This is a genomic window from Marinomonas sp. 15G6-16 (assembly GCF_055809555.1).
Genome location: NZ_CM147916.1, coordinates 451,572 through 476,165, shown reverse-complemented (window position 1 = coordinate 476,165; position 24,594 = coordinate 451,572). Strand labels below are relative to the sequence as shown.

The following is a 24,594-nucleotide window of genomic DNA, read 5'->3' as shown; positions in this document are numbered from 1 at the left end:
AGAAGCGCCTCTGTTTTTAAACAGTAGGCGCTTTTCTTCTTTAATTGATCCATTTTATTTTTCAGGTTTAAAGGATTTTACATGCTTAACAAGTACCCCTTGTGGAAGTATTTGCTAATTCTTCTTGTTTTGGCTTTGGGGCTACTTTATGCCTTCCCAAATCTTTATCCAGATGATCCAGCGCTACAACTGTCTGCTCAAAAAACAACTTCCGTCGTTGATGAACAAACGCTAGAGCAGGCTAAAAACGCCCTTGCAAAAGCGAATATAGAATTAAAAGAAGCAGAGCTTACCTCTGCTGGCGGTACCTTGCGCTTTAATAGTGGTGAGGACCAACTTGCAGCAAAACCTGTTGTGTCTGCTGCACTGGGTGAAGACTTTGTAACGGCATTGAATTTGGTGCCAACAACGCCTGATTGGTTAGCCTCTTTAGGTGCTGGTCCGGCTAAGTTAGGCCTTGATTTGCGTGGTGGTGTTCACTTCTTGTTAGAAGTTGACACGCCAGCGGCGCTTAAGCAGCGTCTTGAAGTAACATCAAGTGAGATGAAGGCGGCGTTACGTTCTGATCGTATTCGTTACCGTAGCGTGGCTGTTGAAAACGGTGTGCTTTCGATTCGATTCTTGCAAGAGTCAGATTTGTCTTTGGCAGAAAACCTGTTGAAAGACGATTTCTCTGAATACCGTTACGATACTCGTCAAGAAGGTGATGATTTTTATCTAGATGTTGCCTTCACCGAAGCTGAGACTAAAGAAATTGAGGTTTATGCATTACAGCAAAACCTGACAACCTTGCGTAACCGTGTAAATGAGCTTGGTGTTGCTGAGCCATTGGTTCAACGCCAAGGTAGTAATCGCATCGTGGTTGAGTTGCCAGGCGTTCAAGATACTGCGGCAGCGAAACGTATTATCGGTGCGACAGCCAACCTTGAGTTTCGTTTAGAAGCTGGATTGGATGACAGTGGTGCAGATATTGAAACACTGACATTCCGTGATGGCAGCGGTCGTACGGCACGTTTAGAGCGTGACCTTATTACGACAGGTGAAAGTGTTTCTGACGCGAGTTCTTCTTTTGATGAAAACGGTCAGCCTCAAGTAAACATCAGCCTTGATTCCAAAGGCGGCAAGCAAATGACGAAAGTTACGCGCTCCGCTGTTGGTCGTAATATGGCGGTTGTTTTCATCGAGCATAAAGCACGTACGCGTGTTGTAGAACAAGAAGATGGCACTTTTGAAGAAGTGCGTCGCAGTTACAGTGAGAAGGGTATTATCTCATTGGCAACGATTCAAACAACGCTAGGTAACTCTTTCCGTATTACAGGGTTAGACAGTCCTCGAGAGTCTTCTGAGCTTGCGTTATTGCTTCGTGCTGGAGCCTTGGCGGCGCCTATGTATTTTGTAGAAGAGCGTACGATCGGGCCAAGCTTAGGTGCTGAAAACATCAAGTTAGGTGTGAGCTCTGCACAAATTGGTTTATTGGTAGTTATGCTCTTCATGCTGGTTTACTACAAAGTGTTCGGTATTTTTGCCAATATCTCACTGGCTTTAAATATTGTTTTGCTGATGGCGTGTATGTCTTTGCTTTCTGCAACCCTTACTTTGCCAGGTATTGCCGGTATTGTATTAACCATGGGTATGGCGGTGGATGCAAACGTGTTGATTTTCTCAAGGATTAAAGAGGAATTGGCAAATGGTACGCCGAGTCAGCAGGCAATACATGCAGGCTTTAACCGCGCATTTACAACCATTTTTGATGCCAATATCACAACCTTGCTGGTTGCTGTTATTTTGTTCGCCGTTGGTACTGGCCCTGTCAAAGGCTTCGCGGTGACGTTATCGCTCGGTATTATTACTTCCATGTTTACGGCTATTGTAGTGACGCGCGCGCAAGTGAATCTTGTGTATGGCGGCCGTAAAAACAAGAAACTGTATATTTAGGAGAGCGCCATGAAAGTGACAAATATTCCATTTATGGCAATGCGTAAAGTCGTAGCGGCTTTTTCATTGGTGCTGATTTTAATTTCTATCGGTGCATTGGCCACGAAAGGCTTACAGTTCGGTTTAGATTTTACTGGCGGAACGCTGATTGAAGTCGCATACGAAGAAGCGCCTAAATTGGACGATATCCGTGAATTGCTTGGCCAAAGTGGCTATGACGATGTGGTGGTTCAGAGCTTTGGTTCACCGACTGACATTGTGGTTCGTATGGCAAACGCTTATACACCAACATTAGGTGATGAGGTTTTATCAACATTACGGAATAACGGTGAGGTTGATGTTGTTTTACAGCGCTCTGAGTTTGTTGGTGCACAAGTAGGTGAAGAGCTTCGTGAACAAGGTGGTATGGGCATGTTGCTCGCGCTGCTTATTGTGATGGGTTATGTTGCAGTTCGCTTCCAATTTAAGTTCTCGGTTGCTTCTGTTATCGCTTTGACGCATGACGTCATCATTACGTTAGGTTTCTTCTCTTTGTTTGAAGTGGAGTTTGACCTGACTGTACTAGCGGCTTTGCTTGCTGTTGTGGGTTATTCTTTGAATGACACCATTGTTGTGTGTGACCGTATTCGTGAAAACTTCCGTATCATGCGAGATACGACGCCTTATGACTTGGTGAATGAGTCCATTAACCAAACCTTAGGTCGTACTTTAATCACTTCTTTGACAACCTTGTTTGTCTTGGTGGTTTTGTTTGTCGCAGGTGGTGAAGCGATCCATAACTTCTCAATGGCCTTATTGGTGGGTATCATCATAGGTACTTACTCTTCTATCTTTGTGGCGGCTAACTTGTTGCTTGCAATGGATGTGAAGAGAGAAGACTTGGTGCCAGCACCAAAAGAAGAGTTGGAAGACGAACTTCCTTAGAATCACCTTCTTACATTTTTGCTAAAAGAGCCTGCTTAATGCAGGCTTTTTTATGTCATTATGGTTAGTGCATTGATGGATGAAATTTTAAAGGGTGTTTCTATGCGTTTTGTGTTGCTTTCATTATCGTTGGTTTTCAGTCTGCAGGTTTTTGCTTTAGATTTCGACGAGATGGATAAAACCGCTGAAAGCTTTTCGAATATTAAAACCGTTCACATCGCGCACAAAGGAAAGCTTGTGTGGGCAAAAGCTTACAATGGCGCTGATATAAAAGCGGTAGCGAATATTAAATCGGCTTCAAAGTCTGTGATGTCTGCCATTGTCGGTATGGCGATTGACCGCGGTGTGATTGATGGCGTTGATCAGGCTGTTGTCTCTTTATTGAAAGATCAGTTACCAGAAAATTTCGATCCTCGTTTAGAGGAGATTCGTGTTGGCCATTTACTTTCCATGCAAGCGGGCTTGGAGCGTACTTCTGGGCGTAATTACGGCCGTTGGGTTGTCAGTGATAATTGGGTGAAAACGGCATTGTCGTGGCCGTTTGTCGAAGAAGTCGGTGGTGATATGCAATATTCAACGGCGAACACGCATTTGCTGTCTGCCATCGTTATGCGGGAAAGCGGTCAGCATACTTATCGCCTTGCTAATCAATGGTTGAAAGGTTCTGGTGTGAGAATCCAGAGTTGGGAAACGGACCCGCAAGGAATCCCAATGGGTGGAAATCAAGTTGGTATGACGCCATCTTCTTTGTTGGCTTTTGGGGAGTTGTATCAACGTGGTGGAGTGACTCAGTCTGGTAAGCGCTTGATATCAGAGCAGTGGATTGAGGAAAGTTGGACGCCAAGAACTCATTCTCGTTTTCATCGAGGGCAATATGGTTATGGATGGTTTATACAAACCTTTGCAGGTGAGCAGGGTTATTATGGTTGGGGATACGGTGGACAAATGATTTATGTCTTCCCTAATTTAGAGCTAACTGTCGCTATCACTTCTGATGAGAATTTACCCTCTGGACGAACCGGTTATCGAGACTTGTTACATAGCATGGTTAGCGCGGATATTATTCCTGCTGTAAGAGATAGTCAGTAATTATCTTTTGAGAAAAAACGCATTAAAAAAGTCTGCCTAGGCAGACTTTTTTAATTGAGTATGACCCGTCCTAAATAAGGTTGTCACTTTTCAATACTTCAATTGGAGAGTGCAATGACTACAACACCTAAGCGTACACAGCGTGACTATTCCTTCGCCTTTAAATTAGCCGTTGTTGATCAAGTAGAAAAAGGCGAGTTGACCTATAAACAAGCTCAAAGTAAATATGGCATTCAGGGCCGGTCAACTGTTTTGATTTGGCTTCGAAAGCATGGTCGACTAAATTGGGAGCAAGGTGCTTCACCTTTGCATCCAAAAGGAGATCTTATGAATGAGACAAATGAGCTTACCCCAGAGCAACGAATTAAAGCGCTTGAAACTGAGCTGGTTGAGGCTAAGAGAAAGGCTGAGTTCTTTGAGCACATGATCATGGTTTTAAAGCGTGATTACGGAGTAAGCGTGTCAAAAAAGCCGCTTGCCAAACGATCCAAGAAAAGAAAGTAGATGGTTTTAGCGTTATTGAATGTTGTCGCTATCTTGGTATCACAAGACAAGCTTATTACAAACGCTGCTTGCTAACTAAACAAGAAGACGACTTAAACAATGATGTGGTAAATCAAGTACAGCTCATTCGTTTAAAGCATCCTCGAATGGGTACAAGAAAGCTTCAACATAAGCTCGGCTTGGAGCACCAGTGTTATATTGGTCGAGACCGCTTATTTAGAGTGCTTAGGGAGGCGCGTTTATTGGTTAAAGTAAGGCGCTCATACCATAAAACCACACAGAGTCATCACCGTTTTTATTGCCATCCAAACCTGATTAAAGATGGTGAGCGTCAGATAAAGGCAAGTGGACCTGAACAGCTATGGGTGGCTGACATTACTTATGTTCCTACCCAAAATGGCGATGCGTATCTCAGTTTGATTACAGATGCTTGGTCGCGAAAAATAGTGGGATATCACGTAGACGATACCTTACGAACGGATGCAGTCATTAAAGCCTACAAAAATGCTTTAAAAGAACGAACGAGAAAGGCTCAATTGCTCGTGCATCACTCAGATCGAGGGCTTCAATATTGCTCTAAACAATATCAACAGCTCCATGAAAAGCATGGAGTTCAGTGCTCGATGACAGATGGTTACGATTGCTATCAGAATGCTCTAGCTGAGAGAGTCAATGGCATCATTAAGAATGAGTACTTAATCGTTAAGCCGAGGGATCTGCATGAAGCTAGGCTGATAGTATCGGAGTCGGTAGAAAGTTATAATAAGAGTCGGCCACATATGGCCTTAAAATACAAAACGCCCGATGAGGTTCATCGAGCGTTTTAGAACCAGAATAAGTGTCAACCTATATCAGGACTAGTCAGTAAGAAGAGCGTTATTCTGCTGCTTCTTTGTCTTGGGCTTTGCTTAATGTTTCGCCGAATTTCATACCCATTTGAGTTGGTGTTTCAGCTGCTAGAGACTCTTCCCATTTGATTGCGTCTTTTCCGAATAGCACAATCGCTGTTGAGCCTAGTTTGAATCGACCCATTTCTTCGCCTTTCTGTAGTTCAATATTATTGAGCGCTTTGTAGTCCCAAGTTACAACGTTTTTATTGAATGGCGTGACTTGTCCTGCCCAAACGGTTTCGATACTGGCGACAATCATAGCACCTACCAAAATGACAGCCATTGGGCCGGCTTCTGTCTCGAACAAGCAAACTGTACGTTCATTTCGAGCGAATACGTTTGGTATTTGTTCTGCTGTGACTTTGTTTACAGAGAATAATTTGCCCGGAACGTGAATCATCTTAGTTAGTTTGCCGGTTAGTGGCATGTGAACACGATGATAGTCTTTTGGTGATAGATAAACTGTTGCGAAAGTACCGCCAAGGAATTGATCAGACAATGAAGCGTCGCCACCAAGTAATGTTGTTAGGCTGTAGTGATGGCCTTTAGCTTGGAAGATTGTGCCGTGTTCGATGTTGCCTAGTTGGCTGATTGCGCCGTCTGCTGGGCAGGCGATGCTCTTGTCTTCATCACAAATTGGGCGTAATTCTGGACGAATAGCGCGAGTAAAAAAGTCGTTGAAGTTGCGATAAGATAGTTCGTCGCTGTTGACGGCTTCTGACATATCGACTTGGTATTTTTTTACAAATTGACTAATGAATGTGTTTTTTACCCAATTATTTTCGCACTCAGCTATTTTTCCTATAACGCGAGATAAGGTTTTTTGAGGGGTAATATGTTGTGCAAAGGCAAACAGTTGGTCTTTAGTCACTTTGTTTTTCCTGATTAATTTTCATTAGTGTGTTTTGTGGCTTGTTAAAGACACAATTTGTTTAAGTTTTTTAAAGTCGTTCTCATCAAACTCGGAGCCCGCTTCAAGCCAAAATATCATCATCTCATTTTCTGTTGATAAGGTTGAGGCTAAAAATAAGTGGCTATTCTTTTCTATGATTTGTCCTGCTTGATGAGGGAGTTCACTTAACAGACTTTTTAATTTTACTCCAAATAAGTGAACAGCAGATTTTTTATTTTTTAGCTTATCGAAGACGCTAGACGGCGCATTCCATTGTATGGATTTAATGGTGTCTACGCTGTAACCAGATTGGTAAAGCGGAGAGACTTTCCCAAAGGAGTATTTAAAGATAATACAAGATTGAGTGTTAGGGATTTCGTGCTTAATGGCTTTTAAAGCCAAGTTTGCTTTTTGCTTTATCGCAAAGTGAATTTGTTGATTAAGTGCTTGCTTGAGTTGTGTGAGGTGAGTCGAAGGCGGCACAACTTTTATAGGGGATTTTTGTTTGTGCGTAAACAAGTCTGGATCAATAAGTTGCAGAGCAAGTGGTATTTTGCCTTTTAAATTATAGTGTCTGGCCGCTTCTGTGCTGGATCTATGGGCGGTTTGAATAACATCCCCTAGATGCTTGTGCATTGAGGTGGCAACCACTCGATAGAAAAACGAGAGGTTTTTTGAATCCCAGCCTAAAAGGTTTGCATCATGAGCGACCTTTGTCGCGCAGTAAGAATAAATAAGAGGGTTGTTCGCCAGAATAGTCAGCTTTTTGTCCTCAATGAAGCCGGGCAATTCATCAGGGTGATGTGCTAAATGAGCGAGTGTCTGCATCTCTTTCTTGTTAGGAATATGCTTGCTTAGAAAAGACTCAATGATCTTGCTGGGAGTTTTCCAATAAGTACATAAATGCACTGTGATTTCATCAATTCGGCAGCCTAGGATGCTTTTTTCTACTTTACTGGCTTGTTCACCTTGTCTGATTTTTTTTGTGATGGCTTCCATCACAGGGTAAGCGTAAAACCATAACAGCCACCTTGCTGCATCTCGGAACAATGTTGTCCAAAAAATATCGTCTTCGTGACCAGAAATCTTCTGAATTGTCCAAAATCTTGCCATTGATGCCGCTTCGTAACTTGTTTGTACTTCTGATAAAAAAGCGATGAGATTTGGTGGCGAGCGCTTTGTTATTTCGTAGGCTTCGAAGCGAGAAAACAGTTTGGTGATGCGATTTGTACCAACCAAAGCGGCTGCGTGAAAAGGGGTTTTAATTTCACTGTTTTTGTTGGATAGAGTTCGGTTTGCTTCGTTCAAAATAGCGAACGCAAGTAACGGCTCTGACGCTATGTTTGCTTGCATCCCGTCAAGCGTGTCTTCAGTTCTTTTTAGTTGAGTTTTGAGTCTCGATAAATTTACAGCTTGAACTGGAAATTTTTTTTCTTTAAGAAAATGAAGCCATTCATTTAGGCCAAAAGGTGACTTGTCTTTCATAGCTAGTTACATTAGTGACCTGATTGTTTATGTATGTTGAGGCGTTCTAATATTTTGATCTCATTCATCATACTGTATATTGAAGTGAGAGCATACTTTGTCATTATTAAGGAACGGAATATGTTTGCAATAGCAGGCGTTCTAATTGTCATCATCAGTGTTGTTTCTGGTTATCTGGCATCTCATGGCAGCATTTTAGCCTTATGGCAGCCGTTTGAAGTGATTATTATTTGTGGCGCAGCGCTAGGCGCCTTTATGGTGGCCAACCCATTTATAGTTCAAAAGAAAGTTCTTACCATGCTGCCGCAAGTGTTTTCAGGTAGCCGACATAATAAAAGATTTTATTTGCAGCTGTTAGGTGTCATGTACAGCCTCTTTCAGAAAAGCCGACAAAATGGCTTTTTGTCTATTGAGGAGGACATCGAATCGCCTTTTACAAGCGAGCTTTTTAAGCGTTTCCCTGATGTTATTCGAGACCATGAATTGGTTGAGTTCCTAACAGACAACTACCGCATATTCACATTAACAGGCCTTCCTTCCCATGAAATAGAAGCCATCATGGATAATGAAATAGAGCAAATACAAGAAGAGCTTGTTGCTCCGAGTCATGCGTTAACCCGTGTTGCAGAAGGTTTGCCTGGTTTCGGTATTGTGGCAGCAGTGCTGGGGATCGTTATTACGATGGGATCAATTGGTGGGCCTTTGGAAGAAATTGGGGCTCATGTGGCGGCAGCCTTGGTTGGAACATTTTTGGGTATCTTTTTTGGTTATGGCTTTGTCGGCCCTGCAGCTTCCCATTTGGAGAATTTAGGTGCTCATGAACTGAAGGCTTATTTATGTGTTAAAGCTTGTTTGAATTCGATTGTTTCAGGTTATCCGCCTCCGGTAGCGGTAGAGACTGGGCGTAAATTACTTCCGCCAGATATGCGACCAAGCTTTGCCGAATTGTCTATTGAATTAAAGCAGTATCGTTAAGATGAATTTTTGCCGAATTAACGGAGATATGATGTGGCCGTAGGTTCTCAAGGTTTGGTCATTCGTCGAGTCAAAAAGATCAAAAAGGGCGGTCATCACGGCGGCGCTTGGAAGATAGCTTTGGCTGATTTTGCTTTGGCTATGATGGCCTTGTTCTTGGTGTTGTGGTTGCTGAGTGTTGCCAGCCCAGAAGAGCTGGCAAGCATCGAAGGTTATTTTCAAGATCCTTTGGGTGCTTCTACGGCGGGGTATAGTGCTAATCCCATTGATCTTGGTGGGAGTCCTGCCAAGAGTAAAGACAAAAAGCTTGATGCCCAATTACCTGAGCCTGGCAGTACGGATGTGCCGATTAATGACAATGCACTTGGGAATGGTGCTGAGGCAGATGAGGCCAACAGTATTAACGACTTGCTCCAAGAGGAATTGGAGAAAAGTAATATTGTTTTGTCACAAGAGAATAATTTGCGCATTGAGATCACACCACTTGGTGTGCGTATCACGTTATTGGATAGTCCAGATAAGCCCATGTTTGAACGTGGTAGCGCGCGTATGATGCCAGATATTGAAAACACCTTGCTGAGTATGTCGCCTTTGTTTAATAAGGTGCAAAACCCCATCGTTATTACAGGGCATACGGATTCGTCTCAGTTTAATGACCCTCAAAGTTTAGATAATTGGGATCTTTCTGCATTAAGAGCCAATGCTGCTCGCCGGATATTGGAAGAAGGTGGTGTTGAGGATCGAAGGATAGCTCAAGTTATCGGCTTGGCAGACAGTGTGCCGTACAACCGTTTTGATACAGACAGTGCAGAAAATCGACGGATTAGTATTACATTGTTAACAGATGATGCTTATAAGAAAATGCTGGACCAGAATCGCCGAAACTTTGGCAATCCTGGCACTCAATCTGAGTTAGATTTAGCCCCAGAAAGCGTTTTTTAAAAGGCGTGGTTTTCTCTGATGGATTGTTTGATACGTAAAAAGCTTTGAAAACGGTGCTCTGTAATTTCACCTTTTTCTAAGGCTTCTAGAATAGCGCAACCAGGCTCCTTTTCATGGGCGCAATCTCTGAAACGGCAATAGCCGATATGTGGGCGAAACTCAATAAAGCCGTTTAATAGTTCATCCTCAGAAATATGCCATAAGCCAAACTCACGTATTCCTGGTGAGTCGATCAAGTCACCGCCTTTTGGCATGTGGAACAAACGAGCGGTAGTTGTCGTATGAACACCTTTCTTTCTTTTCTGTGATAACTCACCAACGCTGATGTCTATGTCTGGAAGAAGGGTGCCGATTAGCGAGGATTTGCCCACGCCAGATTGACCAACAAAGACGCTTGTTTTGTCTTCTAAGAAATTATAAAGAGACTCCATGCCTTTTTGATCTTTGGTAGAAGTGCGAATGATTTTATAGTCTAGCGCTTCGTAGGTGCTTAATAATTGGTTTAGCTCATCCCTGTTTTTGTCGTCTATTAGGTCGCATTTGTTTAATAGAATGACAGGAGGAATGCCAACGGTTTCGGCGGCGACCAAGTAGCGGTCGATAAGGTTGGCGTGCGCAACCGGTTCAGCTGCGATAACCACGACAATATGGTCTATGTTTGCTGCAACGGGTTTGAGGCGGCCATGCATATCTGGGCGGCTTAGTGACGTGTGACGCTGTGTTGTGGCAACAACGACACCACCTTCATTTTGCTTTGGGCGCCAGACAACTTTATCGCCTGTGACGAGTTGTCCTAAATTTGCGCGTAAGTTACAGCGTGTAGAAACGCCAATAAAGGGCGCTTGCGTACCTTCAACTTCCACCTGAGTGCCAAAATGAGAAATGATGATGCCTGACGTTTCAGGTCCAAGGTCGGATGACTGTAGTAGCTCTTCGGCAATATCACTGCGTTTTTTTGTGCGCTCAACGCGTTCTTTTTGAATTCTTTCGATTCGCCAAGTTTGTTGTTTGGTAAGTTTTCGCTTCGACATTCGTTTCGTCTGGTCCTATATTAAGGCGCATAGAGTATAATGCTTGGCATTGATAATAAAGGATTTGGAAGATTATGAGCGTAAATGAAGAGAATTTAGTGTGGATTGACCTAGAAATGACGGGTTTGGATCCTGAAACAGACACTATTATCGAGATTGCGACGGTTGTTACAGATAAACATTTGAACGTGTTAGGGAAAGGCCCAAGTTTGGCAATCCATCAGGATAAAGCGGTCATGGACGCAATGGATGAATGGTGTACTCAGCATCATGGGAATTCTGGATTAACTGCGCGAGTCTTGTCTTCGACTATCAGTATGGAACAGGCGGAAAAAGAAACGATTGAATTTCTGGCGCAATATGTACCAGCTGGCGCGTCGCCTATTTGTGGGAATAGTGTTGGTCAAGATCGCCGCTTTTTATATCGCTACATGCCAGAATTAGAACGCTTTTTTCATTACCGTTACCTTGATGTAAGCACGGTGAAAGAATTGGCTAAACGCTGGAAACCTGAAGCATTGGAAGGTTTTTCTAAATCTGGTTCTCATTTGGCAATGGACGATATTTTGGAATCCATTGGCGAGCTTAAACATTACCGTAAAACCATGTTTGGTTTGGATGCTGTTTAGTTTTATAAATTTTAGAAAAGAGCAGAAGTGCCATCCCAAATAAGTTTTACTCCTGTTACAAATAGAAAAAAGTAGATGAACTTAAAAAAGCGTTCGGTTGGTATTTTATAGTGTAGCCAAGCACCTAACTGAACGCCTAAATAAGCAATAGGTGTAAAACTTAACGACAGCAGAATGTTTGTGGTATTGAGTTGGCCAAGTAATCCGTAAGGAATGAGTTTGACATAATTGACGGCAGCAAAGATGACAGCAGCGGTTGCCACGTATTGTGTTTTGTCTAATTGTGTTTTGAGTAAATAAACGCTCATTGGTGGGCCACCGGCGTGGGCAATAAAACTTGTAAAGCCACCTAAAGCACACCAGAATTTCCCAGCAAGTGCATTCAAGGGTTTTAGTCGAGAGCTTTTGTTCTTTCTTGGCCAAGAGTTGATTGTGAAGCCGATGGCAATGACACCAACCATTATTTTAAGCCACTCAACAGAAAACCAAGACGCTGTGAGGCCACCGATAATGATGCCAACAATGGCTGCTGGAATGCATTTTATGAGTTGTTCTGTATTCCACTTTTTCCAGAACTTTTGTACGGCGAAAATGTCCATGACACAGAGAATGGGTAGCATGATGGCGGCGGCGAGTGTGGGTGATGTTTGTAGTGATATGAGTGGAACGGCGATAACGCCAAAGGCACCTGAAAATCCGCCTTTTGATATACCTGTTATTAACACGGCAAATGCAATCAGTAATATGAGCAGCCAATCCATAAATGACCTTTTATTTGTTGTTTTTGATGTTTTTTTAACTAGAGGGCGAATTTAGCCAGATTATGATTCATTGATGCTGGTTTAAAAAGGCTTATGTAATAGAATTGTTTCATTGTTGTAATACTCCGCGGTAACGGAGAGAGGATGAAGATTTAATGCGAATAGAGAAAGATGTTTATGGTGAAGATGCCATGGTTCAGCTTGGGGAATCCTTTGCTTCTTCATTGAAAAAAGGTGGCGTTGTTTTCCTTGAAGGCGATTTAGGAATGGGGAAAACGACATTTGTTCGAGGTGTTTTGCGTGGCCTTGGCTATGATGGTCCTGTTAAAAGCCCAACTTATACGATTGTTGAGCCTTATGATGTGGCGAATATAGAAGCGTTTCATTTTGACTTGTATCGAGTGTCGGACCCTGAAGAGCTAGAATATATGGGGATTCGTGATTATTTTTCAGATTCCTGTTTATGTTTAATTGAATGGGCTGAAATGGGTGTTGGTGTGCTTCCAGAAGCTGACTTTATTGTTTCTATTGATCGAATTAAAGAAGGGCGACACGTTTTGGTAGAAGCGAAAACAGAAAAAGCGTCAGCCGCTTTAGTATCTTTGTGAGGTGATTGGGTTTCTTGATGTATCAATGTCTTTACTATAAGCAGGATTGAGATCAACTTGATCAGCAGTTATAGTGTGACAGATATTCTAGCTAGCTGTCTGATATGCATACTAAATTTCGTACTTGTCTTAATGTTTTTATTTATCTGATTCTGTCTTTTGTGTCTCTGAATGCAATTGCTGCAGAAGTTAGAGATATTCGTGTCGCTCAGCAAGAAGGAGTGACACGCTTGGTATTTGAATTGTCAGGTGCTTCTGATCATCGACTTTTTCCTCTTTCTAACCCAGATCGAATCGTATTGGATATAACAGATGCCGAACTCAGCCCTTCTGCATCTGATGTATTGTCTGGTCTTTCTTCCGATGTCTTGACTCGTGTGCGTTATGCTCGCCGTGAAAGTGGTGGGCGATTTGTGTTGGATTTGACTCAGTCTGCAAAAGCGAAAAGTACTGTATTAGCGGCGAATGACACTTATGGTCCTAGAATTTTGATCGAGCTTGAATACGGTCAGCGCAAGCCTGCTACTGTTGTTAAAAGTTTGACGAATTTGGCTAAAGAGAAGCGTGATATTGTCATTGCTATCGACCCAGGACACGGTGGTAAAGACCCAGGTGCTTTGGGGCAATATAAAGTACGTGAGAAAGATATTGTTTTGTCTATCGCGAAAGAGCTTGCGAACCGAATAAATGCTGTTGACGGTTTCAAAGCGGTATTGACTCGTTCTACGGATATTTACTTGCCTTTACGTGATCGCTCTCGAGTGGCGCGAGAAGCCAATGCGGATCTAATGGTGTCTATTCATGCGGATGCTTTTACGAAATCCAGTGCGAGGGGCGCTTCGGTGTGGGCGTTGTCGTTAAGCGGTAAGAGTTCGGAAATGGGGCGTTGGTTGGCTCAGCAAGAGAATTCGGTAGATTTAGTTGGTGGTATTTCTTTGGATGACAAAGATCAGCTATTAGCTGAAGTGTTGCTTGATATGTCGATGAACTCGACGATTCAAATGAGCCTTAATATAGGTGAAAGTGTTTTAGGTGAAATGAAAGGTGTTGCTGTATTGCACAAAGACAGTGTTCAGCAAGCCGGTTTTGTTGTTTTGAAGTCGCCTGATATACCATCTATATTGATTGAAACAGGGTTTGTTTCCAATAAAACAGAAGCAAAGAATTTATCAAGCCGTACTTATCGAGTGAAGTTGGCGGCGTCTATTGCGACAGGTGTTGTGGACTATTTTACCAAAAATGCACCAGACGGTACCTTGCTTGCGTGGAAACAAACAAAGCGATCTGATTATGTCTATGCCGTTCAAAAAGGCGATACATTATCTGAGATCGCGCGTCGTAATAATGTTTCTTTAGGGGTTTTGCGACAAACAAATAAGCTGAAAAATGATGTGATCTGGATTGGTCAGAAACTCGTCATTCCTGCCGGCTAAATCTAATATGACTTTGGATTTTTAATCGAAAGTTTTTCAATTTAAAGGTCGTTCATGAAAAGAATTAATCTTTTATCACCGCGTTTAGCGAACCAAATTGCAGCGGGTGAGGTGGTTGAGCGTCCAGCTTCTGTTGTAAAAGAATTGCTTGAAAATAGTCTGGACGCAGGTGCTTCACAACTTGATATCGATGTGGAGCAAGGCGGAGTTCGCCGTATTAAAATTCGTGATAATGGCACAGGTATTGTTAAAGATGACTTGTCTTTGGCGTTGAGTCGCCATGCAACTAGCAAAATAATTACGCTTGATGATTTAGAGGCGGTTCGTACGCTAGGGTTTCGTGGTGAAGCACTGGCGAGTATTAGCTCTGTCTCTCGAATGCATCTAACGTCTCAAGCGGAAGGTGAAACGGAAGCTTGGCGTGTTGAGGCAGAAGGCAAAGATATGGCGGCGGCGGTTCGTCCAGCTTCCCATCCTCAAGGTACAACCATTGATGTGCGTGATTTGTTTTTTAACACGCCTGCTCGCCGTAAGTTTTTGCGAACAGAAAAAACCGAGTTTGGCCATTTAGAAGAAGTGGTGAAACGCCTTGCGTTGAGTCGTTATGAGACGGGTTTTCGATTAAGTCATAATGGTAAGCAGGTTTATGATTTACGCCCTGTGACAGATCAGCTTCATGCGGAGCATCGGTTGGCGACTTTGTTAGGTAAGAAGTTTATAGAGAACTCGTTAACCCTTGATGTCGAAGCGGCAGGCTTGCGTTTATGGGGGTGGATTGGTTTGCCGACGTTTTCACGATCTCAAGCAGACCTACAATACTTTTTTGTCAATGGACGAGTGGTGAAAGATAAGTTAGTGGCACATGCTGTACGCCAAGCTTACCGAGATGTCTTGTATAATGGTCGTCATCCTACCTTTGTTTTGTACCTTGAATTAGATCCTTCTACAGTGGATGTGAATGTGCATCCAACGAAACATGAAGTGCGCTTTCGTGATGGCCGTTTAGTGCATGACTTTTTATTTAGTCGTATACACAAAGCCATTGCAGATGTCCGCCCTGAATCGGATGCTGCGCCAACCGGTATTCAGGAAACAGTAAGTTCTGAACCTGAAATCACTGAGCAATCGGCTTTGCCTTTATCTAATCGCTCTGCGACAGCGGGAATGGATTGGATGAGACCTGCGTCTAATTCTTTTGGTTCATCCGAAGTGCGTGGGCAGTTGGAAGGAATGGGGCGACTTTCTGGATATGCGCAAGAATATGCGTCTCAAACAGAGCAGATTGATCCTGAAACAGGCGAAATTAAAGAAGTAGCTCCATCTGGCTCATTGGGAATGGGGGGGGCAGGCAACAATGATTTAAGTGCTTTTGAGCATAAAGGGGATTATCAAGCGGTTCCGCCTTTGGGTTTTGCTGTTGCTCAGTTGCATGGCGTTTATATTTTGTCTGAGAGTGAGCAGGGCTTGATTTTAGTTGATATGCATGCGGCCCATGAGCGAATTGTGTATGAGCGAATGAAAAATGCGTTTTACCAAAAAAATATCGCCTCTCAGCCTTTATTAGTACCTATTAGCATTTCGGTTTCTCAAAGTGAAGCGGATCTTGTAGAAGAGAGTGGACAGGTTTTTGAATCTTTTGGTTTTAGAGTAGAAAGAACAGGATTAGAAAGCGTCATGGTTCGGGAAGTTCCGGTAATCTTGATTCGAGGTGATGTTGAAGGTTTGGTTCGGGATGTGATCAGTGACCTATCTGCTAATGGTGTGTCTGATCTTATGGAGTCACGAGCCAATGAGTTGATGGCTTCTATGGCTTGTCATGGTGCTGTTAGGGCAAACCGTAAGTTAACTATTACCGAAATGAACAGCTTGCTCCGTGATATGGAGGTAACAGAGCGAAGCGGGCAATGTAATCATGGTCGGCCGACTTGGGCGCATTTGAGTATGTCGGACTTGGATAAACTCTTTCTGAGAGGGCGATAAAATGGCAAAACCGCATGTGGTTTGTTTGATGGGGCCGACGGCTTCAGGAAAAACTGGGTTGGCTGTCGAGCTGGCTCAGCATCACAATTATGAAATTATCAGTGTTGATTCGGCGTTGGTTTATAAAGGAATGGACATAGGTACAGCGAAACCTGATGCCGACTTATTAGCAAGAGCACCTCATCGCTTGATTGATATTATTGATCCGTTAGAGTCCTATTCAGCGGCTGATTTTGTCTCTGATGCTGTTAAAGAAGTTGCTGATATTGTATCAAAAGGGAAAACGCCTCTGCTTGTCGGCGGTACCATGATGTATTTTAACGCTTTGCAGAAGGGCTTGGCAGAAATGCCGACGGCTGATGTTCAGGTGCGAGCTGAAATAGAAGCAGAGGCAGCCGAAAAAGGCTGGCCAGCTTTGCATGAATATTTGCAAACGATTGATCCTGAGGCAGCTCTTAGAATTCACCCTAACGACCCTCAGAGATTGCAAAGAGCGATAGAAGTGTATCGTTTGACAGGTAAGACGATGACACAGTTTTGGGCTGAGCAAGAAGCTGCTTCTATGCCATTTGAAATGATTAATATGGCGGTTATGCCCAAAGAGCGAAGTATCCTTCATCAACGGATTGAGCAAAGGTTTGATGAAATGATGGAGCAAGGCTTTTTGGCGGAAGTGGAGCATTTTTATCACCGCGGTGACTTATCGATCGACATGCCTTCTATGCGTTGTGTTGGCTATCGACAGCTGTGGCAGCATTTGGACGGTGTGGATTCTCTAGATGATGCTATCTTTAAGGGAGTTGTTGCTTCCCGTCAACTGGCGAAGAGACAGCTAACTTGGCTACGAGGTTGGGAGGATTTGATGATTTTCGATAGTTTATCGAAAGATCTTGTTTCAGAGGCCTTGAATTATATAGAAAGCAGGATTATATAGGGGAAATACTTAAAAATTTGGTGTAGTATCTACAATATTGTTTTATCGGTATTTAATTTAAAATTTTACGCATACTTAAGGAGATTCCAATGTCAAAAGGGCAATCATTACAAGACCCTTATCTAAATGTTCTACGCAAAGAAAGAGTGCCTGTTTCTATCTTTCTTGTTAATGGAATTAAACTTCAAGGTCAAATTGAGTCATTCGATCAATTCGTCATTTTGTTAAAGAATACAGTTAGTCAAATGGTTTATAAGCACGCAATTTCGACTGTTGTGCCTTCTCGTACTATCCGTGTTCCATCTCCTGATCAACCAGAAGATGATGTTGAGTAGTTTGTCTGCATTAAGACAAACAGAGGAATATTATATTGTTTTTTGAACGCCCTGATAGCGGTGATCTAGCTGTATTGGTTCATATCGATTTTCATGTTCAAGGTGAAACATATGGACCAGAAGAGTTTGTTGAGCTTGCTATTTCCGCCGGCGCGGATCCTGTTGCAGTTGTTTCGGGGTCTCGTCAGCGTCCTGATGCTAGATACTTTGTTGGTACTGGTAAACTCGCAGAAATTAAAGAAATTGTTGATCGAGAAGAAGCAGAAATTGTGCTTTTTGATCATGCTTTATCGCCTTCTCAAGAACGAAATCTAGAAAGTATTTTAAAATGTCGTGTGCTTGATCGCACAGGACTTATTTTGGATATCTTTGCTCAACGTGCACGAACCCATGAAGGTAAGTTGCAGGTGGAGCTTGCTCAGTTGCAGCATATGTCAACACGCCTAATTCGTGGTTGGACTCACTTAGAGCGCCAGAAAGGCGGTATAGGTATGCGTGGGCCGGGTGAAACTCAGCTTGAAACTGACCGACGCTTGCTACGAGAGCGAATTAAATCTATTCAAAAGCGATTGGATAAAGTTGGTTCTCAACGAGATCAAAATCGTCGCTCACGTTCCCGCTCTGCAATACCGACGGTCTCATTAGTTGGTTATACGAATGCAGGCAAATCTACCTTGTTTAATCATGTTACTGGAGCAGAGGTGTATGCGGCTGACCAGCTGTTTGCGACTTTGGATCCCACGTTAAGACGTTTAGACATCGAGCAAGTTGGAACCATTATTTTAGCGGATACAGTTGGGTTTATTCGTCAATTGCCTCACCGTTTGATCAAAGCTTTTCAGGCAACTCTAAAAGAGTCGTCAGAGGCCGATTTGTTGTTGCACGTGGTTGATGCTGCGGACATTGCTCGTGATGAAAATATGACTCATGTTGACTCTGTTCTGGAAGAAATTGGTGCCAACGAAGTTCCAACATTAAAAGTTTTTAATAAAATTGATGCACTTCCTACCGGTGAGCCTCGTATAGATAGAGACGCCGACGGGAACCCTTATCGAGTTTGGTTGTCTGCTCGTGATGGGCGAGGGCTTGACTTGTTGCAGCAAGCGATCGCAGAGCTTTTGGCGGAGGACGTTTTTAGTGAGACGCTTTCTTTGTCAAACAAGTATGGTCGTCTCAGAGCAATGCTTTTTGAGCATGGTGCTGTAAAGGCAGAGCGTTTCGATGAAGAAGGGCATTCTATACTTGAAGTTAAGTTGCCTAAGAAAGATTATTTACAGATTTTGGCTCGTGCAGGCATGTCTGAAGATCAGATAGTTGCCGCATAGTTTTACCGGATTATCATTAAAATAAAGTGGAGATGCAGTATGGCCTGGAATGAACCGGGTAATAACGACAATGACCCATGGAATCCAGATAAAAACCGTAATAATGGTGCTGGGCGCCCTGACGAAGGTCGTGATAAAGATACCAACAATAGCAATGATCCTTGGGGTCGTCCGTCTGGTGGGAAAGAACAAGGTCCGCCAGATCTTGATGAAGCCTTTCGAAAGTTGATGGATATGTTTGGGGTGAAGAAAACTCGTAAGTCGAGTGGCTCCAATGGTGGTGGTTCAGGCATGTCTGGCAAATTTGGTGGTAGTTTGATTGCTATTGCTTTGATTGCTATTGGTGCGCTATGGGCTGCAACAGGTATCTATCAGGTTGACCAACAGGAACGTGGTGTTGTTTTTCGTTTAGGTGAATATCACTCTACTGTTTTACCTGGGTTGCATTGGAATCCGCCGCTAATTGACAGTGTGAGCAAAGTGAATGTAACGAAAGTTCGTTCCCATGATCACAAAGCATTAATGCTGACAGTTGATGATGCGATTGTCGAAGTGGGTGTTTCTGTACAGTATTCCGTTCAAGAGCCTAAAGACTTTTTGGTGAATGTTCGTAGTCCTGAAGAGTCTTTGGCTCAGATTACAGAAAGTGCGCTTCGTCACGTTGTTGGTAGTTCTGAAATGGATCAAATCTTAACAGAAGGTCGTGAGTTATTGGCGACAGAAGTTAAGGCTCGTATTCAAGATTACAGCAGCGCTTACGGTACTGGTTTGTTGATTTCAAAAGTTAACGTTGAAAACACTCAAGCGCCAACACAGGTTCAAGAAGCATTTGATGATGTAATCAAAGCAAAAGAGGATGAGTTACGTGTACGTAACGAAGCTGAATCTTACGCTAATGGTATTATTCCTGAAGCTCGTGGTCGTGCTCAACGTATTCGAGAGGAAGCTGAAGCTTACCGCTCTGAAATCGTAGCTCGTGCAAGTGGTCAGGCAGATCGTTTTGATCGTTTATACCGTGAATATACAAAAGCGCCTGACGTAACTCGTCGTCGTTTGTATATCGAAACAATGGAATCCGTTTACAAAGATGTGAACAAGGTTGTTGTTGACACCGAAGGTGGGAATAACATGATGTACCTTCCTTTGGATCAATTAATGAAGCAGCGTGCAGCATCTTCTGATTCTAGTGTGATTGGTTCCACAAATATCGGGTCGTTAACGGATCAAGTTATTGAAGAAATTCGTAAACGTCAAAGTTCCACTGTTCGTAGAGAGGGCCGAAACTAATGAAAAGCTTTTCTTTTTCAGTTTTATTTGTTGTTCTTCTCGGTATTTTGTTTGCTTCACAGACGTTGTTCGTTGTGAAAGAAACGGAACGAGCAGTAGTGCTTAAGTTTGGTGAAATTGTTCAGGAAGATGTTCAGCCTGGCCTTCACTTTAAATTGCCTGTTATGAATGAAGTTAAGAAATTCGATGCTCGAATTTTAACAATGGATTCTCGTCCTCAGCGTTATTTAACGCTAGAGAAAAAGGCAGTTATTGTTGATTCTTACGTGAAATGGAAAATTGATTCCGTAGCTAAGTTCTATCAGGCAACATCTGGTGATGAAATCGTTGCTAACCGTGTATTGTCTTCTCGAGTAGATACAGGGCTTAGAAATAAGTTTGGCGAAAGAACTATGCACGAAGTTGTGTCTGGTGAACGTGACCAGTTAATGACTGAATTGCGTGATGATCTAAATATTGTTGCTCAGAATGAGCTAGGTATTTCGATTGTTGATATACGAGTGAAGCGTATTGATCTTCCGCCAGATGTAAGTGAATCTGTTTATCAGCGAATGAGAACGGAGCGTGAGCGTGAAGCTCGTGAACACAGATCGAAAGGTTTGGAGCTTGCAGAAGGTATACGTGCCGACGCAGATCGTCAGCAAGTTGTACTAGAAGCGGAAGCTCAGCGTGACGCGGAAATGATTCGTGGTGACGGTGATGCGAAAGCAGCAGCGATTTACTCTAACGTTTACACGCAGGATCCTGAGTTCTACGAGTTTTACCGTAGCCTTCAGGCATACCGTGAGAGCTTTAATGGTAATAGTGACTTGTTTGTCCTAGAACCAGACAGTGAATTCTTCAAATATTTGAACAGCTCTACAAATAGTGCTGCCAAATAGAGTGGATATTCATTAATAATCGTACATGAGGCCTATTTGTTAAAATAGGAAACATGGTACTATTACGCAAACCGGGCATGGCCCGGTTTTTTAATGGTCAAAATAAAGAGAATCTATGCAAGAATTGCTGCAGTCGCTGTTGGTTGGCGTCAGCCTTTTATTGATCGTCGAGGGCTTTTTGCCTTTTCTCGCTCCAAAGCTATGGCGAGAAATAATGAAGAAAGCAATCGTGAGCTCAGATTTAAATTTACGTATTCTGGGTATGGTTAGTATGATTCTTGGGTTAATACTTCTTTTGCTGACACGACGCTAAGAGGATAATTTAATGACATTAGCAGATCGCTGGTTGCTTCCTGAGGGAGTCGATGAAGCGTTGCCAGTACAGGCGGCTAAAATTGAACACCTTAGAAGAACTCTGCTTAATCTCCATGAAAGTTGGGGATACCATCTAGTAATACCTCCTCTTTTAGAGTACCTGGATTCACTTCTCACAGGCGCAGGCTCAGACCTAGAAATTGAAACCTTTAAAGTAATTGACCAATTATCTGGTCGTCTTTTAGGTATTCGTGCCGATTTTACTTCTCAAGTGGCTCGTATTGATGCTCATTGCCTAAAAGGTGAGGGTGTTAAACGATTGAGTTATTGTGGCAGTGTATTAAGAACGGTACCCGCAGGTTTAGATGGTACTCGTAGCCCTATTCAGTTAGGCGCAGAAATTTATGGTCATGGTGGTGTTGAAAGTGATATCGAAGTTTTGTCTTTGATGTTGCAAACGCTTTCCGCTGCTGGGCTTCCTAATCTTGTCCTTGATTTAGGGCATGTAGATGTTGTTAGTGGCGTGCTTGCTGCTTGTCATCTTGATAAAACAGATGAAGGTAAGTTAATTGAGTTGTATAAAACCAAAGACTTGCCTGAACTTGATCGATTTGTAGAAGGATTGTCTTTACCTGATCAACAAAAGCAATGGTTGGTTGGTTTGCCTCGTTTATGTGGCGGTAAAGAAGTATTAGAGCGAGCAACGACATTATTGAGTGGTGTAAGTGACTCAATTGATGGTGCAATTGCATTGTTGGAAACCTTGAGTAATGTTGTTTGTCAGCGTTTTCCAGAAGTGGGTTTGCATTTCGACTTAAGCGATTTGGTTTCTTACAGTTATCATACTGGTGTTGTTTTTGCTGCTTATGTTCCTGGTCATGGTAATGCCATAGCTCGAGGTGGGCGATATAATAATATCGGTCAGGTTTTTGGTCGATCTCGTCCTGCTACAGGCTTTAGTACCGATGTGAAGGCTTTAGTGGCTTTAACAGATGTTGTGGTAGATAAGCCAAAAATGGTTTTGTCGCCTGTTTGTACAAGTGACGCACTTTGGCAGAAAATTAACACTTTGCGCGCGGAAGGCTATCGCGTCGTTGAGGTTTTAGACGACCTTTATTCAAGTGAAGCAGAGTTTAAGCTGGATTTTGTTGACGGTGTTTGGCAGTTAGTGCCAATTAAAAACTAGAACTTTCTTTAAGAACTATCTAAATGAGACCTGAAATTATGGGTAAAAATGTTGTTATTCTAGGCACTCAATGGGGTGATGAAGGTAAAGGTAAAGTTGTTGATTTGTTGACTGAAGACGTTGCTGCGGTAGTGCGTTTTCAAGGTGGACACAACGCTGGTCATACCTTGGTTATCGATGGTAAGAAAACAGTTTTGCATTTAATACCATCAGGTATTTTGCGTGAAGGTGTTCAATGCATCATTGGTAATGGTGTTGTGCTATCGCCTGAAGCGTTGCAGAAAGAAGTACTTGAACTTCTTGAGCAAGGTGTTCCTGCTGTAGATCGCTTGAAAATCAGTGCGGCTTGTCCTTTGATTCTTCCTTACCACATTGCTATTGATCAGGCTCGTGAGCTTGCTAAAGGCGAAAAGAAAATCGGTACAACTGGTCGTGGTATCGGGCCTGCTTATGAAGATAAAGTAGCGCGACGTGCTATTCGTGTTGGCGATTTGCTAGATTCTGAGCGCTTTGCAAGCAAGCTTAAAGAAGTGCTTGAATACTACAACTTTGTACTAACTCAGTATCACAAAGTTGAGCCGATTTCTTATGATGAGGTTTACGCTGCTGGTCTAGAAATGGCAGAGTTCTTGCGCCCAATGGTTGCCGATACAATTACTTTACTGCATGATTTGCGTAAGTCTGGCGCGAACATCATGTTTGAAGGTGCTCAAGGTTCATTGTTGGATGTTGACCACGGTACTTATCCATACGTTACATCATCTAACACTACTGCTGGCGGCGCGCCTGCTGGTACTGGTTTTGGTCCTTTGTACTTGGATTATGTATTGGGTATTACGAAAGCCTACACAACACGTGTTGGTTCTGGTCCTTTCCCAACAGAATTGTTCGATGAAGATGGTGAGCGCTTAGGTACTCGCGGCCATGAATTTGGTGCGACAACGGGTCGTTCTCGTCGCTGTGGTTGGTTTGATGCTGTTGCTTTGCGTCATGCGGTTCAAATTAACTCAGTATCTGGCATGTGTTTGACTAAACTTGACGTGCTGGATGGTTCTTCAGTAATCAAAGTTTGTGTGTCTTATACAGATGCAGAAGATAAGCCGGTTGCTGGTTCACTTGTTGATAGTGAAGGTTACGAGCAAGCGAAGCCTGTTTATGTTGAGTTGCCAGGTTGGACTGAATCCACAGTTGGGGCGGAAAACTTTGAAGCATTGCCTAAAAATGCTCAAGACTATATTCGTTTCCTAGAAGAGCAGGTTGGGATTCCTGTTGATATTATTTCAACAGGTCCAGATCGAAATGAGACGATTGTTATCCGCGACCCTTTTAATCAATAATTGATTAAAAGTCGTTCGTAATGATTATAAAAGCCGCTTTATTGCGGCTTTTTTGTTTTTTGTGGTCTGTTAAGTTCATCATATTAGTATTCTTTGTAAATAGAGTGAAAAGAGGGGGACGAGTTTATTCGCTGCTAAGGTAATATTTACAATTGAATTTACGGCGATCTAACTGCCTACTAAATAATTGAAAAAATAAGAGGGAAGAGTGATGGTAAAGTTATTACTTGCTGATGATGATGCTCGTTTATCGGATTTAATTAAAGAATACTTTGATGGTGAAGGTTATGAAGTGGCCCACGCTTGGAATGGTCGTGAGGCGCTAGAGTTAATGGCAGCAGATATGCCAGATATTATCATTCTGGATGTGATGATGCCTGAACTAGATGGCTTCGAAACATTAAAGCAAATTCGAAATAAGAGTGCTGTTCCCGTTATTATGCTAACCGCAAAAGGCGATGATATTGACCGCATTCTTGGACTGGAAATGGGAGCAGATGATTATTTGTCTAAACCATTTAATCCGAGAGAATTGTTGGCACGTATTAAAGCAATCTTGCGTCGTGCAAGCCAAGAGCGTGAAGATGATCCAACGGCAGATATCGATTTGTCTGGTGTTTTGCTGCGCCGCAAAGATCGTACGGTTTACTTGGAAGGTGAGTTGGTTGAGCTGACAACGTCTGAATACACATTATTAGAGTGTATGTTGATGGCGCCAGGTCAAGTATTAACAAAACAAGAGCTTTCAGAAAAAGCGCTTGGTCGTAAATTAACTATGTATGATCGTAGTTTGGATATGCATATTAGTAATTTGCGTAAGAAAATTGGTAATTTAGAAACGGGCGACCCTAGAATTAAGACGGTTCGCGGTGTTGGCTATATTTTTGTGTCAAATGAGCAAGGCGCTTAAGCTTTT

General features: G+C 42.8%; 23 protein-coding genes. 19 read left to right on the top strand and 4 right to left on the bottom strand.

The window, feature by feature from the left end:
- The first annotated feature begins 81 nt into the window (after positions 1-81).
- From secD to AC0L46_RS02290, 4 genes are all read left to right on the top strand, one after another.
- The gene (gene secD / locus AC0L46_RS02305; protein ID WP_473505435.1) at positions 82-1,935 is read left to right on the top strand and encodes a protein translocase subunit SecD; all 1,854 of its coding nucleotides are present in this window, start codon (positions 82-84) and stop codon (positions 1,933-1,935) included.
- A gap of 9 nt (positions 1,936-1,944) precedes the next feature.
- On the top strand, positions 1,945-2,859 hold the full coding sequence (secF, locus tag AC0L46_RS02300) for a protein translocase subunit SecF (RefSeq protein ID WP_414682495.1): 915 nt from the start codon (positions 1,945-1,947) through the stop codon (positions 2,857-2,859).
- A 75-nt stretch (positions 2,860-2,934) separates the two neighbouring features.
- Positions 2,935-3,948 (top strand): serine hydrolase domain-containing protein, encoded by a 1,014-nt coding sequence (locus tag AC0L46_RS02295; RefSeq protein WP_473507091.1) that lies wholly within the window; start codon positions 2,935-2,937, stop codon positions 3,946-3,948.
- A gap of 114 nt (positions 3,949-4,062) precedes the next feature.
- A protein-coding gene (locus tag AC0L46_RS02290) for an IS3 family transposase (protein WP_473503218.1) occupies positions 4,063-5,279 on the top strand; the annotation gives its coding sequence in 2 pieces (ribosomal slippage) (positions 4,063-4,408 and positions 4,408-5,279; 1,218 coding nt in all).
- Between the two features lie 49 nt (positions 5,280-5,328).
- Here AC0L46_RS02290 and asd read toward each other — a convergent pair.
- Together asd and AC0L46_RS02280 are read right to left on the bottom strand one after the other, a co-directional pair.
- Entirely contained in the window at positions 5,329-6,213 is an 885-nt protein-coding gene (gene asd / locus AC0L46_RS02285; protein ID WP_473505433.1) for an archaetidylserine decarboxylase, read from the bottom strand.
- 24 nt (positions 6,214-6,237) lie between these two features.
- Positions 6,238-7,587, bottom strand: a complete 1,350-nt coding sequence (locus AC0L46_RS02280; RefSeq protein ID WP_473505431.1) for an HDOD domain-containing protein — start codon at positions 7,585-7,587, stop codon at positions 6,238-6,240.
- Between the two features lie 252 nt (positions 7,588-7,839).
- Between AC0L46_RS02280 and motA the strand changes: the two genes are divergently transcribed.
- A complete protein-coding gene (motA, locus tag AC0L46_RS02275; protein ID WP_473505429.1) occupies positions 7,840-8,694 on the top strand; it encodes a flagellar motor stator protein MotA in 855 nt (284 codons plus the stop codon).
- A gap of 33 nt (positions 8,695-8,727) precedes the next feature.
- Positions 8,728-9,636 (top strand): flagellar motor protein MotB, encoded by a 909-nt coding sequence (locus tag AC0L46_RS02270; protein ID WP_414682499.1) that lies wholly within the window; start codon positions 8,728-8,730, stop codon positions 9,634-9,636.
- Here the strand turns inward: AC0L46_RS02270 and rsgA are convergent.
- Entirely contained in the window at positions 9,633-10,667 is a 1,035-nt protein-coding gene (gene rsgA, locus AC0L46_RS02265; protein ID WP_473505427.1) for a small ribosomal subunit biogenesis GTPase RsgA, read from the bottom strand. The two genes, AC0L46_RS02270 and rsgA, sit on opposite strands and share 4 nt — an antisense overlap.
- A gap of 74 nt (positions 10,668-10,741) precedes the next feature.
- On the opposite strand from rsgA, the gene orn reads away from it, so the two are divergent.
- The gene (orn, locus tag AC0L46_RS02260) at positions 10,742-11,296 is read left to right on the top strand and encodes an oligoribonuclease (RefSeq protein ID WP_414682501.1); all 555 of its coding nucleotides are present in this window, start codon (positions 10,742-10,744) and stop codon (positions 11,294-11,296) included.
- 11 nt (positions 11,297-11,307) lie between these two features.
- Here the strand turns inward: orn and AC0L46_RS02255 are convergent, their stop codons facing one another.
- Positions 11,308-12,057, bottom strand: a complete 750-nt coding sequence (locus tag AC0L46_RS02255; RefSeq protein WP_473505425.1) for a sulfite exporter TauE/SafE family protein — start codon at positions 12,055-12,057, stop codon at positions 11,308-11,310.
- Positions 12,058-12,212: 155 nt separating this feature from the next.
- Here AC0L46_RS02255 and tsaE point away from each other — a divergent pair, with 155 nt between their 5' ends.
- From tsaE to AC0L46_RS02195, 12 genes are all read left to right on the top strand, one after another.
- Entirely contained in the window at positions 12,213-12,665 is a 453-nt protein-coding gene (gene tsaE / locus AC0L46_RS02250) for a tRNA (adenosine(37)-N6)-threonylcarbamoyltransferase complex ATPase subunit type 1 TsaE (RefSeq protein ID WP_473505424.1), read from the top strand.
- Positions 12,666-12,769: 104 nt separating this feature from the next.
- On the top strand, positions 12,770-14,098 hold the full coding sequence (locus AC0L46_RS02245; protein ID WP_414682504.1) for an N-acetylmuramoyl-L-alanine amidase: 1,329 nt from the start codon (positions 12,770-12,772) through the stop codon (positions 14,096-14,098).
- A gap of 54 nt (positions 14,099-14,152) precedes the next feature.
- Entirely contained in the window at positions 14,153-16,078 is a 1,926-nt protein-coding gene (gene mutL / locus AC0L46_RS02240; RefSeq protein ID WP_473505422.1) for a DNA mismatch repair endonuclease MutL, read from the top strand.
- 1 nt (position 16,079) lies between these two features.
- Positions 16,080-17,012 (top strand): tRNA (adenosine(37)-N6)-dimethylallyltransferase MiaA, encoded by a 933-nt coding sequence (gene miaA, locus AC0L46_RS02235; protein ID WP_473505420.1) that lies wholly within the window; start codon positions 16,080-16,082, stop codon positions 17,010-17,012.
- 89 nt (positions 17,013-17,101) lie between these two features.
- Positions 17,102-17,347 carry an RNA chaperone Hfq gene (hfq, locus tag AC0L46_RS02230; protein WP_317004263.1) on the top strand — a complete coding sequence of 82 codons (246 nt, stop codon included), beginning with the start codon at positions 17,102-17,104 and terminating at the stop codon, positions 17,345-17,347.
- 35 nt (positions 17,348-17,382) lie between these two features.
- Entirely contained in the window at positions 17,383-18,672 is a 1,290-nt protein-coding gene (gene hflX / locus AC0L46_RS02225; protein WP_414682507.1) for a ribosome rescue GTPase HflX, read from the top strand.
- Positions 18,673-18,711: 39 nt separating this feature from the next.
- Entirely contained in the window at positions 18,712-19,959 is a 1,248-nt protein-coding gene (gene hflK / locus AC0L46_RS02220) for an FtsH protease activity modulator HflK (RefSeq protein WP_473505417.1), read from the top strand.
- A complete protein-coding gene (gene hflC, locus AC0L46_RS02215) occupies positions 19,959-20,840 on the top strand; it encodes a protease modulator HflC (protein ID WP_317004260.1) in 882 nt (293 codons plus the stop codon). Before hflK ends, hflC begins: the two co-directional genes overlap by 1 nt.
- A 115-nt stretch (positions 20,841-20,955) precedes the next feature.
- A complete protein-coding gene (locus AC0L46_RS02210; protein WP_473505415.1) occupies positions 20,956-21,153 on the top strand; it encodes a DUF2065 family protein in 198 nt (65 codons plus the stop codon).
- Between the two features lie 12 nt (positions 21,154-21,165).
- Positions 21,166-22,341 (top strand): ATP phosphoribosyltransferase regulatory subunit, encoded by a 1,176-nt coding sequence (locus AC0L46_RS02205; protein ID WP_473505413.1) that lies wholly within the window; start codon positions 21,166-21,168, stop codon positions 22,339-22,341.
- 38 nt (positions 22,342-22,379) lie between these two features.
- The gene (locus AC0L46_RS02200; protein WP_473507089.1) at positions 22,380-23,678 is read left to right on the top strand and encodes an adenylosuccinate synthase; all 1,299 of its coding nucleotides are present in this window, start codon (positions 22,380-22,382) and stop codon (positions 23,676-23,678) included.
- Between the two features lie 211 nt (positions 23,679-23,889).
- Positions 23,890-24,588, top strand: coding sequence for a response regulator transcription factor (locus AC0L46_RS02195; RefSeq protein WP_414682511.1), 699 nt, complete (start codon positions 23,890-23,892; stop codon positions 24,586-24,588).
- Positions 24,589-24,594: the final 6 nt, after the last annotated feature.